Here is a 12,231-nt window from a genome sequence, read left to right as displayed (position 1 = left end):
CCCTAAAATGCCCTAACCGGTGGACAATATGTGGACGATCCTTTTAGCGGGTTATACCTGATGGCGTCCGTCAGATAGTCTGGCGCGAAGTGCGCATAAACCATCGTTTGCTCAATCGACGTGTGCCCCAGAATGCGCTGCAACGTAATAATATTGCCGCCGTTACTCATAAAATGCGTTGCGAACGTGTGACGCAAAACATGCAGCGCCTGGCCTTTCGGCAGGTTGGGTTTCACCGCTTTCAGGATCCCACGCGCACGCGCATAATCAGCGTTAAACAGCCTGCCGGATTTGCGTGTCAAAACGTAATCCGTCACTTCTTGCGAGATCGGAACCGTGCGGCGCGGGCCGGTTTTTGTCTCGACAAACGTTACCCGGTTATTGATGATGTGTTCAGCCTTCAGCTTGCTTGCTTCACCCCAGCGCGCGCCGGTATTTAAGCAGAGAACGGCCACACGCCTTTCGTCACCTTCCAGGCTTTCCAGCAGGGTTTCGATCTCGTCATCCTCCAGGAAGGCCATTTCGCTGTTTTGAAGCTTTAGCTTCTTCAGGTTGTGAATCGGGTTGTCGCCGTGAAACTCGTCAACTTCAATCAGCGTGCGGAAAATGCTTGAAATCAGCGCGAGGTCGCGGTTTACAGTGCTTGTTTTTATTCCTGCCTGAATGCGCTTAGATCTGTATTCCGACAGGAATTTCCGGGACAGCATATAAGCGCGCGGATCTCCTAACTGCTTCGTAATCCGTTCCAGCCGCTTTTTGTAGTTTTCGCCCTGGGCCAGTCCGCGCCCGCTGTAGCTCCACCACAACTCGATTAACTGCGACAGGCAACGCTTATCATCCGGTTTCTCTAACCAGTCCTTGTCGTGATAGTTAACTAATACGTATTTTTCAAAAGCCTGAGCTTCCGATTTTTTACTGAAACGCCGCCTGACTCTTCTTCCTGAAGTGCCTTGCGGACGAATGTCCACTTCAAAACGACCATCATCGAGCTTCTTAATCGACATAGCGAAGCCCTCCGGTTTGTTCCTTAAAACATTCATCATTGTGATGATTGTTATCCAGCATCCATAAAAACCAGACTATCAGCCAGCCTTGTGATCCGATTGCGTAGATTTTGTTTCGTCTTGCCCATCAGGGGAGAGAAGCGGGGAGATTTGCCCCGCTGCTGGTGCGACGGTGTCCGTCATTAACCAGAGCGTGTATTTTTGGAAGCGAGGCACGTTCAGTACTCTTTCAACAATTACTCCTCCCGCAATCGTTTGATGGGTTTCATAATTTTTAATTGTACCTAAGCCTATTCCTACTAAATCAATAAATTGCTTCTGGGTTAGCCCTTCAGCAACTCTTATCTGCCTTAGTTTATGAGAGAAATCCCTTGACGAGGTATTATTCATATGACTATCCTTTGTGTGTGGGTCATATCAAAAAGACCAACCAACAAACCCCAGAGCGCCCTAACGCACTCTGGGAGCCTAAACTGGTGGAGGATATCACAATGCAGGAAGTGGCAGAAAACGCAGTTTCCAGCCTGGTTACTCCAGAGCTTTTCGCTGCGTATATCGGAAAAACCCCCAGCGCGATACGCAAGATGGTTGCCGCAGGCAAACTGCCGGTCGTCCGCATGAAAGATCCGGCCAACCCTACAGGCCAGGGCGAAATCTATATTCATAAAGACGAGTGGGACGCTTACGCCTCGCATCTGGCCCAAGTTGCGCCGCCGGAATGGCACGCGTGGAAAGATCGTCTTTTCACGACAGAGATCGCGAATCTTAGAAGTAAAAAGGGATAGGGCTATGGAACAAGTAGTTAAGCCTTTATCAAATCATAGCTCCGTGTATCGGGGATTTGTAATCGTCCGCAGACCGCGTAATAAGCTGCAACCTGTCACGCGCTATCTGGTGAGTATGGGCGATCAAAGCTATGGACACTTCGACGCTCAGGCGCAAGCTACGTCTTTTATAGATGATCTGTTTAGCGAGCGCGACGCTTTCGACAGGAGTAGGGAGAAATGCACTATTTAATTGAATCTGCACTGGTGTTCACGCTGGCGTTAATAATCCTCAATTTAACGCAGTGGCTGATAAGACGTCATTGTCACAAAGTCGAAACAGAAAGGAGGGCTAAACGACAGGAATATATAAAGCATAGGGATGAAGTAGAATAAAAATCAAGAAAGGCTCTATAAACATTGAAGGTAAATAATTAAGAGGCTAAAAATGGAATATTTTTACGCTGAACAGATCAATAATATGCTGCAACGATATCATTTCAATTGTGAAGGTAATCCTCAGGGGCAGGATTCGCATTACGCTGTATTAGCTAGCGGCATCCAGCATCTTTACGGCCTGGCGTTTTGTGCTTCCGATAACAATGTTCTCAAATCACTACGACCCGTTATAGATTCAATATGTGATGGAGATGTGCCGCAGCCTCTATAACGATATTGCTAATTGAAAAAAATTAAATAGATGATATCTAACTGTCAATATATAAATTGGCGGCGTTTTTACTCACGCCTAAAATGAGAATTATTTTATGACTAAAAGAGAGAAATGCTTTTTTATTCTAAATGTCATTCTGCCGATGATTGATGAAGAGGGAATGACAATAAAAACTCGTTGCGATGGTGAATTAACGTTATCTCCAAATCACCCCGCCGTGCAGCACTTCGTCAGAGATTATCGGCAGCATCTTACCGAATCATTGAGGAATGCTGCTCCCGCGTCTCCATATGGAATATAAAAATGAACCATATAATGATTGATTTAGAAACGCTGGGCACTGAAGCCACGGCGCCGATAGCCGCTATTGGTGCCGTTTTTTTCGAACCTTCCACCGGTTGCACCGGCGCACGCTTCTATGCTCGCGTAGATTTTGCGACTGATATTGCATACGGTGCAAAGCCTGAATCCGCTGCCATTCAGTGGTGGCTGAAGCAGAGCGCTGAGGCGCGCGCGCAGCTTGTTGCTGACGATGCCATACCAGTCTGGAAAGCGCTGGTTCAGTTGCACGACTTCATTAAAGAAAACGCAGTTCCTGCTGATGCTGTGCAGGTATGGGGAAATGGGGCTTCGTTCGATTGCGTGATTTTACGTGCTGCTTATAAACGTACCGATCTGGATGTGCCGTGGCACTGGTCAAGCGATCGTGATGTTCGCACGGTTGTCGAAATGGGTCACGCATTGGGATATGACCCTAGGCAAGACCTGCCATTTAAGGGCGAACGCCATAACGCACCTGCTGACGCGGTACACCAGGCAACTTACGTTTCTGAGATATGGCAACGCCTGACAGCAGATAAGGAGCCAATGCTATGATCCGCTCCATGCTCAAATGGCCCGGAGGAAAGAGCCGGGTTATACCTGAATTATTACCGCACTTACCGAAAGCTGATTGCCTTGTTGAGCCATTCGTTGGCGGTGCTTCGGTGTTCCTTAATACCGATTATCGTCGCTATATTCTAGCTGATATAAATCCCGATTTAATTCGCCTGTATCGCGAAGCAAAAAACAACCCTGATTTACTTATTAGCATCACCCGGTTGTTATTTGAAAAAGGAAACTGCAAGGAAGAGTATTTGAGGAATCGCAAGTTATTTAATTCTGCTGATTCTAAAATATTGGCAAGCGTAAGGCGCGCGGCTTTGTTTCTTTATCTCAATCGTCACGGTTATAACGGCGTCGTGCGGTATAATCAAAAGGGAAATTATAATATTCCGTTCGGTAAGCACAAATCAAATCCCTATTTTCCTGAAAAGGAAATTCGCTGTTTTGCAGAAAAAGCTAACGACACTAAAGCCCTTTTTTTGTGTTGTTCTTTTCATAATACGATTGAAATTATTACAGGGGCAGATGCAGTTATTTATTGCGACCCGCCGTACCTGCCTGCCAGCGAAACCGCCAATTTCACCCAATACCACACCGAGCCATTCACCGAGAGACACCACCGCCAGTTAGCGACGGAGTTGCTCGCTGTAAATCGTAAACACGGCACGCCGATTGTGATTTCTAACAGCGACACCGAAATCACCCGCGAGATTTACCACGATTTCCGCCTGCACGAAATCAGCGTGCAACGTTCCGTCAGCACTGACGCCAGCAACCGCCAGAAGGCCAAAGAGATAATTGGAGTTCTCAACATTTGCGAGGGATGCGGGCGCGCTGGAGGTGGGTGCTGCCCGGACTGTGGGCCAGCTGCGCGCCTACGGAAACGCCATTGTCGCACCGGTCGCGGAAGCGTTCATAACGGCATATCTGGAAACGCGCGATGACCGCTGAAGTCCGAGGCCGTCGCGCGCCTTCTCCGCCGCCGCCATATCCGGGTAGCCAGGCTGACGCTACCCGGTATGTGTGGGAGTGGAATAAGCCGCGCCCGGCTATTCATGTTGATAAAAATCCTGCTGTTGATCTCGTCGAACTGGGTCAAGAGCAGGAATTTTTAGCATGGGTAAAAAAGACTCTTTCACCACTACCGCGCTTTATCCGCCTCCGACTGGCGTCACGTATTGACAGCATTCATACAGTAAAGGGGCGTCACATTGCGCGCCTGGCCCTACGCGATGTCGTGCGCAGAGATTTACCGCATATCAATCTGGTTAACGAGCAATATGCCGCTGAGCTGGATGAGGGTACTGAATCTAATGGCGATATTAACTCCATCTACCACCATTTCAGCACGCTACACGGCCTGATTGAGCGATTTAACCGGTTGCCCGATTTTACTCCAGAGGATGTGGAGTTACTGGCGGAAGACATTGCCATCTATATGCGCGCAACGCTCAGCGAGGTCAACGAGGCTTTCGCGCCGTTAGGTGATCGACAATACACAGGTCGCCTTTACGCGGAGGCGGCAAAATTGACGCTACTGTTCAAATTAACGCCATCGGGATTAAGTAGTTATCGCCGTGGGCGCCTTTCAGTTAATGGTGCGGTAACGGCCATTAAAAAAATGTTGAGTGATCGCTACTGGCACCGAAACTTAAAAAAATACGCAACGCGCTGGCGTGAACACCTGCACATTGCGTTTGGTGATGTGAAGCGGGGCGCTGCACCGTATTGCAGTAAGCACCACGTTGATGAGTGGGATGCCAGACGCAAGCGCAGCCGCGCGATCATGGCCCGTCTCGAGCTTGAAGACCAAGACACCAAAGAGCGCATCTCACTCATTGAGCAGATCGATAAGAGCATATCCAATCCGGCGCTGCGCCGCGTTGAACTCATGACCCGTATAGGCGGCTTTGAGAAAGTTGCCACCGAAAGCGGTTTCGTCGGCCAGTTTTTTACACTGACCGCGCCGTCTAAATATCACGCATATAGCATCTTCGGGCATCGTAATTCGAAGTGGAACGGCTCCAGCCCAAAGAAAACTCAGCGCTATTTAAACCGCGTCTGGCAGCGCATCCGTGCCGAGCTGGCGCGTCGAGATATTCCCGTTTTCGGCCTTCGCGTCGCCGAATCGCACCATGACGGCACGCCACACTGGCACGGCCTGCTGTTCTCGCTGCCGGAGCACGCAAGCGAACTGCTGGAAGTGATGCAAGACTATGCAACACGCGAGGACGCGGAAGAGCTACAAGGGCAACACGGTAAGCAGCCGCGCTTTGAGATGAAAGAGATCGATCCGGTTAAAGGCAGCGCCACGGGCTACGTGGTGAAATATATTTCCAAAAATATCGACGGCTATGCGCTCGACGGCGAGACAGACGACGAAAGCGGTAAGCCGCTGAAAGAAACCGCGTTGCACGCTACAGCCTGGGCATCGTGCTGGGGCATTCGCCAGTTCCAGTTTTTAGGTGGTGCGCCGGTATCGGTCTGGCGCGAGCTGCGCCGGTTTCGTAATCAGGAGCTGGCAGACCGAATAAACCCGCTATTTGCTGAGCTGCACCGCGCCGCCGACGCTGGTGACTGGCAGGAGTACACGCAGCTACAGGGCGGGCCACTGGCACCGCGCGAAAGCCGCCCGCTGCGCATTTGGTATCAGCAAACTGAAACGCCTAACGATTACGACGAATATCGGGACTTGATCAAGGGATTGCGTATGCCCGATACACCAATCCCACCCATTCCCACGCGCCTGCATTCATACAGCATCGTTAAGAAGAAACCGGAGCCGGTTAATGAGTACGGCCCGGCTTTTGACCTGGCCGTTGACCTTCCGGGCGCGCCTGCGCCCTCTAGGACTCGTGTCAATAACTGTACTGAGACCAAAAAATGTACAGATTCACCATCCGAATCGCCACCAGAAATGACGCTGTCAGCTGGGCCGCCGGAGCCAGAACAGTTGGAAATTGGTCGGCTGTCACGCGAGCAGCGAAAACGGATGATAGAAAACCTGCGTAACTACCAGCCGCAGCGGCAAAGATCGCCAGTAGAAGATTTTGAATCGCTCGCTAACGCCATTACCGCATCAGGTTGTGATGAGGTCGATCAGGCGCGGGCAGAGAATTACATGAAAGTGGCCGCTACGATTCGCCAAGAAGCAACAACCCGTAAAATCAGTACCGCTCAACTTATACCAATGACAAATTTCCTTAAATACCAGCTTGCGGCGTGGGGCATAAATTCGAAAGCCGATACTAACGTCCTACGTCGTGGCGCGGTGATTTCTTTTGGTAAGCAGCTCATTTATTTGAAAGATGGCTATCTGACAGAAGAAGTTAAAACAACTTATTGCAAGGCTAAGCATTGTAATGTTGAGTTAACTCAGGATGATCATGCATATGGCAATGAAGGCTTATGCCTGGCATGTACAGCGAAGCTAATCGGAACGGCAGCCATTGAACAACGTTGTGATGAAGCCAGGCAAAGGGATAAGGCTGAAAGAGTCCAGGAAAACGACGCGCTTTTGGAAAGGCTTAGGATTGCACTGTTCGACAGGAGATTGCATGGGTAAGTATTATGATGATTTTGAACGGGAAGATGACTACCAACGTTGGCTTTATTATCGCGAGTCTTCATATGAAAAGCGTGAGTTACAGCACATGCAGTATAGTGATAAAGAAAAACCCGCAGGCCCACAAGATAAATTGCCTGCATCAGGCATATTTCGCGATCATCCTGATCATCAGGCCATGATCGCGGAGGCAGAGCAAAAGTATTTGGAACAAAAGAAAAAGCAATTAAATTCAGACGGTTAAAAAGTGACGATTGACGTGTGCCCCTGTCCGGGAGTCAGTTACCCATGCAGCGGCAAAATCCGCTGCCGGGCGAGGAGGTTGCCTTTCTGCTGGAGTACATCGGCGAAGACATTGGAACCGGGCTGAATAGTTGCGAGCCTGTGCCGGAATCAGCCCAGGTAAAAAATTTAAATGCTGTGCTGCATTAAAAGATTCGCCGCTCCGCTATGGCGGCGGGTCGTACTAGTTTGTAAGCGGTACCGCAACAGCACTAAATCCGTACAAGTGCTCAAATGTGAGTAGTAAAGATTTCAAAACAGCGACCGATAATTAGAGATGTTCTATAGTTGTCAGAGTTGCTGAAAAAGCTAGTTGCGCAGCGATTGTCTGTAGAAGAGCTATACAAAGTAACTGTTGTAGATATGAACTAGTAGGCGTAGAATCGCCATCCGGCCATGTAGTCTGTAAATGAGAATGACTATCATCGCCGAGGCAATTTGTGGTGTTTCCTTAGAGATTAGAGAGATTAAAATGAGCCAAAAGATTATCACAGTACAAGTAAGAGGTGAGCGCGGTGAGGCTAAGCCTGTACGTCGTTCAAGGCTTGAGCAAAGTGTTAATCGTTCCCTGCGTGCATCGTTTTCTCTGGAAGGTAATAAGATTACCAATACATCATGGTCCAAAATGGAGCAAGCAGCTCGATTTTTGTCAAGAATTGCTGTTGCCTAAAGCTCTTTGATTGCCCTTGATATAAGGGCAATCAAATTCCGTTTATCATGATGGATAGCTCTTCTAACAGCATAATGATATGCACGTTTATTTTTAATACTCCCCTCAAGTTTTTCCATATCAAACTCATAACCCATTGTACCTGCCACAATTTGAAGAAATAATCTTATTGATCGCCCATTACCGTCCTGAAATGGATGGATCCATGCAAGCTCTGCATGAAGAATAGCTAATTTATTTACAAGCTGCTCTTTGCTTTTTATTTTATCAAGCTCTTTCTTATTACAAGCTCTTAGGCTTGCTTTTAAGGCTTTTTTAACTTCTCCGTGATCCATTGTCGGCCTTTCTTTATCACCAACAACAACAACATGACTCCTGTATTTTCCTGCCCAATCATAAATATGTTCAAATAAGGCTTTATGGCATTGAAGTATCGTTTTTTCGTTAAGCGTCTTTTTTTTGTCAGAAATATATTTAATCAAAAGGCTAGAGGAATTTATATAAGAAATAACAAACTCTGAAAAGTCAACTTGATATTGATATTTGGCATATGCAAGGTTCTTTGTTGCCATATAGTGATAGCGCTCGTTAGTACCATCATTTAAAAGGAAAATATTATTTTTCTGATACCTCACTTTAATTATTTCATCTTTTTGAAATGGAAAGTTTTTAGCGTGAGGTAAGATGTGAAAATATGTTTCCTTTTTCAATTTATCAACACCAACAATTGTTCCAAAAAGGAAAATAGCGGCAGTTGTGTTAAATAAAACACAAACTGAATCACCGAGTTGTATTTCTTCTCTACTCATGTCGCATGTGCTTTTTTTATACTTAAGTAAATGCGCTATAGAAGGTATCTTTTTTTTCGTTTGCAATGTGCCTGAGCCGCTTATAATTTCTTTTGTTTTATTGTTCCAATAATAATTTAAAAGACGCTTTCTTTCAGGGGTCTTTTTTATATGAACAATATCATAGTCAAGTAAGCTTAACGAAAATTCACCGTCTTTCTTTAATATCTTAATTTTATTATGTTTCATTTTTGCAAAGGGAAAGTTGATGTTAGGACAAAGATATCACGTAAAGGATAATTTGGCATATATACAGCATACAATATCGACATTTAAATTTTTCTCATTATAAACCTACACAGGGTTTGACTGACTAGCGCACAAACCCCGCCCTGACTCGGCTTTATTGTCTGTTTGCTGCTGCAAAACAGCGCACAATGTTGCACAGATTATTTTACCGGATCTTATCGCGATCAAGCCGCATTGCGCCTGCCTTCACGAAGATCTACGCTTGCACAAAAAACGAAGCGAATGTCGCGTGCAGGTGACGGGGGAACAGCCCGCGCGGCAGGGGGTTGGCAGTGGTATACCTCAGATACTGCGATCTGGAGCGTTTTCGGGCCATTTCTGGTCGTTGCGTGGGCGAAATAATGCCGCGTCCGGCTATGATGTTGCGATTGCCAGAGGCGTGCTGATGCGTTTTACAATGAGGTGAGCAGGATTGTGCCGCCGCACGGTATGCGGCGGGGCGGGCTATTCAGTTTTGAGAAGGGCGTAAGGATTGAAGCGGATCACGTCCTGACCCAACCAGTCATTGACGTGTTTTAGCGCCTCCATGGCAGGCATCAGCTCGTTAATAGCAAAGACGCGAGCGGCTTTCTCAATGTCCCCAAAACCGCCAACACCCTGCGGCATGGCGCCCATCAGCTGCGGCGGCACGCGATGCGCAGCGAGTATGTCGTCACGCGTCACTGATTTGATGTTGAGGAACTCGTCTTTCGCTGAGATCTGACTGAACGGAATGATCTGCACGCCTTTTTCTCCGCCGTTTGGCGCGTGCAGCAGAAGGTTTTTAAATGCGCCCTTGCCGCGCGCGTCCTGTAGCGTCTTTTTGACGTTCGCCATACTTTCCTGATCTACAGTCGATGCACCGATATAGATAATGCATCCGGCGTGTGACCCATTGTCGTAGTAGAGCTTACGGAACATGTCAGCAGAGTGCGACAGACTGGCGGAAAGCAGGGCGCCCATATATTCCGGCATCCCATAGATCTCCTGGTGAATATCAGGATTCAGAACATGACAAACCGTGCCGGCCGCGAACTGGTGCTCGTCTTTCCACTGCCGGATAAACCAGTAATTATCCAGATCGCTGCCGCGCCGCGTGTATTTTGCAGGTACATGGTGCAGCGCCAGCGCGCCGCCCAGTCGATTATCGCGTCGCTCCAGATAGGCATTGCCGAAAACAAACCAGTCCAGCACGAACGCAGAGAACCCCTGACGCGACAGCAGCGGATGCGGGATAAAACAGCCGGTCAGCGCGTTGCGTTTAAAATACAGCGCGGACTGGTGCCATGACGCCATACCAAACGAGCGCGCCAGCCCGTACCAGTCAACCGGCGTTTCATAGTACCGGCCGTTGTCCGTGCAATACATGTTATCCAGCAGGTCATGTGCGCCGGTGACGGGGTAGGGGCCGTCAAACGTGAATGCAGTCATCGCCGGATCGCGTTTTAATGCTTCGCCAATGTCGTGCCCGCCAGCACCGCTATTTATGGCAGAATGTTTTTTACTGCTGTGTTTTTTCATCAGAACTCCATAGCAAACCCGCCGCTGCCCCTCTCCTGACCCAGCGGTTCGTTAATAATGGCGAGCATATTCGCCCAGGCTAAATCACCGTGGCTGACGCCGCGCGAGCGGTCAGTGTCATAGGTGATGAATCCGCCAGGCGTTTTTACCTTGCGAACAGAGTTAAATGCGTTGATCAAGGCGCGTTCGCTGCGATCATATTCCCAGCGACCGGCACGGATCAGCTGTAGCATTTTCAGCACAAGGGCGCGCTTTGACGTCATTGACATGGTGTAGGGCATTGCCATCGGGAAAAACTTCTTCACTATCTGGTAAACGGCTTCACCGTTACCACCAGTTACGTCGATGCCAACATGCTGAACGTTGTATTTGAAGGTGAAGTTTTCGATAATTTTCGCCTGCTCTTCAAACTCAAGGCCGCGCACCTGTTCCGTTTCCACCGTGCGGAATTTACCGCCCGGCACCAGCGGCGGCACTACAACGCAAATCGCACCGCTGTCACCGTTGCCGCTGCTGCCGTTGGCGTCATAGCCGATCCAGACCGCGCGATTACCCATTGGCCTGGACGCAAAAGGTTTCCAGTCCGGCCATTCGTCGTAGCCATCTGCGCCGCAGCCAATCAGGGCGTTAAGATTGAAGGCCGACTCGCCATCGCGAACGAACTCGCACATGTACAGGTTGCGGAATTCATCCTCGCTGTTTTCATCCTGGATTTCTTCAAGGTCGGTGTACTCCCAGCCGTTTTCTATCACATCCTTCAGGGTGACAATCTGACGCCAAGTTTTATCCGGGCATAACAGCCCGCTGTTCAGCGTTTTCCAGCCCACATCAAACGCTTTGCGCTGTGCCTTCGGGCGCTTCTCGTTCCAGCGGTCACCCGTCCAGAACGGATACGCTTCGTGTGTTTCACCAGACGGTGTGGAGAAATAGGTGCGTGTCAGCCCCTTCAGCGTCGCCATTGCGCCTGCGACTTTGCGCAGGTTTGTGAAGTTGCTGACCCAGAAAAATTCGTCAAACTTCAAGTTACCCGTATATGACTGCGCTGTTGCAGCGGACGTGCCGAGGAAATGCAGCTCTGCGCCGTTACTCAGTACGATTTTGTCGCCACCCTTAAGCTCGACGTCTACTTCTTCCGCCACCTTCTGAATGAACCCCCTGAACTGGTGCGCCTGACGGCGGGATGCAGAAAGAAATATCTGGTTGCGCTGATAGGGATATTTAACGTCGTCGCGCAACGCATCAAGCAGCGCCTCGCGGGCAAAATACCAGGTCGCGCCAATCTGCCTGGACTTTAGGATCATCCGGTTGCGGTGATGCCGTTGCTCAAACCAATCGCGCTGATGCGAGGCCAGCGAGTCCATAATTTTCACGCGCAGCCCAGCAATCTGCTCGTCAGTAAAATGATTTTTGGGCTTACGTTTGCGGGGCGTTTTACCTGAGGCCGCAGCAGGCTGGCCGTCAGCAAGTTTTTTCAGCTGGCGAGTCAGCAGATCAATCTCTTTAAAATCGCCGCCGCTCTTGCTCTCCTTACTCGTCAGCTGAATCAGGCGCGCATCTACAGACTGGCTGACGCGCTGAATGGGCGGCGTTTCGTCCCATTCGTCGCGTTTTTTCCACGCGTAAACCGTGTTCTGGTTAATCCCCATTAATCGCGAAATTTCCGCTGGCGGATAACCCTGCCAGTAAAGTTGCCTCGCTCGCTGTCGTACAAACGCGTCCTGAATCATCAGCCCCTCCAGTCTATGGCGGGGAGATTACCGCGCGCGCGGGAGGTGTCGCCCTTCCTTTTGG

At 49.2% G+C, this 12,231-nt stretch carries 12 protein-coding genes; 7 read left to right on the top strand and 5 right to left on the bottom strand.

The genetic code is table 11. The features are described 5' to 3' along the window. Window positions 1-2: 2 nt before the first annotated feature. Together ACA373_RS09905 and ACA373_RS09900 are read right to left on the bottom strand one after the other, a co-directional pair. Complete coding sequence (locus tag ACA373_RS09905; protein ID WP_370734426.1) at window positions 3-1,004, bottom strand: tyrosine-type recombinase/integrase; 1,002 nt, start codon at window positions 1,002-1,004, stop codon at window positions 3-5. 78 nt (window positions 1,005-1,082) lie between these two features. Beyond that, window positions 1,083-1,394 (bottom strand): transcriptional regulator, encoded by a 312-nt coding sequence (locus ACA373_RS09900; RefSeq protein ID WP_370734425.1) that lies wholly within the window; start codon window positions 1,392-1,394, stop codon window positions 1,083-1,085. 101 nt (window positions 1,395-1,495) lie between these two features. Here ACA373_RS09900 and ACA373_RS09895 point away from each other — a divergent pair, with 101 nt between their 5' ends. The 7 genes from ACA373_RS09895 to ACA373_RS09865 all read left to right on the top strand — a co-directional run bounded on the left by ACA373_RS09895 (window position 1,496) and on the right by ACA373_RS09865 (window position 7,843). After that, window positions 1,496-1,789 (top strand): Cox family DNA-binding protein, encoded by a 294-nt coding sequence (locus ACA373_RS09895; RefSeq protein ID WP_370734424.1) that lies wholly within the window; start codon window positions 1,496-1,498, stop codon window positions 1,787-1,789. A gap of 967 nt (window positions 1,790-2,756) precedes the next feature. Continuing rightward, window positions 2,757-3,317: a 3'-5' exonuclease gene (locus ACA373_RS09890; protein WP_370734423.1), complete on the top strand. Its 561-nt coding sequence runs from the start codon at window positions 2,757-2,759 to the stop codon at window positions 3,315-3,317. Then, window positions 3,314-4,270 (top strand): DNA adenine methylase, encoded by a 957-nt coding sequence (locus tag ACA373_RS09885; protein WP_370734422.1) that lies wholly within the window; start codon window positions 3,314-3,316, stop codon window positions 4,268-4,270. Before ACA373_RS09890 ends, ACA373_RS09885 begins: the two co-directional genes overlap by 4 nt. Further along, window positions 4,267-6,891, top strand: coding sequence for a replication endonuclease (locus ACA373_RS09880; protein WP_370734421.1), 2,625 nt, complete (start codon window positions 4,267-4,269; stop codon window positions 6,889-6,891). Before ACA373_RS09885 ends, ACA373_RS09880 begins: the two co-directional genes overlap by 4 nt. After that, window positions 6,884-7,135 (top strand): hypothetical protein, encoded by a 252-nt coding sequence (locus tag ACA373_RS09875; protein WP_370734420.1) that lies wholly within the window; start codon window positions 6,884-6,886, stop codon window positions 7,133-7,135. The genes ACA373_RS09880 and ACA373_RS09875 overlap by 8 nt, the downstream gene beginning before the upstream one ends. 44 nt (window positions 7,136-7,179) lie before the next feature. Continuing rightward, a complete protein-coding gene (locus tag ACA373_RS09870) occupies window positions 7,180-7,323 on the top strand; it encodes a hypothetical protein (protein ID WP_370734419.1) in 144 nt (47 codons plus the stop codon). A gap of 259 nt (window positions 7,324-7,582) precedes the next feature. Beyond that, window positions 7,583-7,843 carry a hypothetical protein gene (locus ACA373_RS09865; protein WP_370734418.1) on the top strand — a complete coding sequence of 87 codons (261 nt, stop codon included), beginning with the start codon at window positions 7,583-7,585 and terminating at the stop codon, window positions 7,841-7,843. Here the strand turns inward: ACA373_RS09865 and ACA373_RS09860 are convergent. The 3 genes from ACA373_RS09860 to ACA373_RS09850 all read right to left on the bottom strand — a co-directional run bounded on the left by ACA373_RS09860 (window position 7,840) and on the right by ACA373_RS09850 (window position 12,167). Next, window positions 7,840-8,880: a Fic family protein gene (locus ACA373_RS09860; RefSeq protein ID WP_370734417.1), complete on the bottom strand. Its 1,041-nt coding sequence runs from the start codon at window positions 8,878-8,880 to the stop codon at window positions 7,840-7,842. The two genes, ACA373_RS09865 and ACA373_RS09860, sit on opposite strands and share 4 nt — an antisense overlap. Window positions 8,881-9,384: 504 nt before the next feature. Further along, window positions 9,385-10,440, bottom strand: coding sequence for a phage portal protein (locus tag ACA373_RS09855; RefSeq protein ID WP_370734416.1), 1,056 nt, complete (start codon window positions 10,438-10,440; stop codon window positions 9,385-9,387). Further along, window positions 10,440-12,167 carry a terminase large subunit domain-containing protein gene (locus tag ACA373_RS09850; RefSeq protein ID WP_370734415.1) on the bottom strand — a complete coding sequence of 576 codons (1,728 nt, stop codon included), beginning with the start codon at window positions 12,165-12,167 and terminating at the stop codon, window positions 10,440-10,442. Before ACA373_RS09850 ends, ACA373_RS09855 begins: the two co-directional genes overlap by 1 nt. Window positions 12,168-12,231: the final 64 nt, after the last annotated feature.

The organism is Erwinia sp. STN24 (assembly GCF_041320675.1).
GTDB lineage: Bacteria > Pseudomonadota > Gammaproteobacteria > Enterobacterales > Enterobacteriaceae > Erwinia > Erwinia aeris.
Note: the sequence above shows the minus strand (reverse complement) of the source record. Positions and strands in the feature narration are given on the sequence as shown.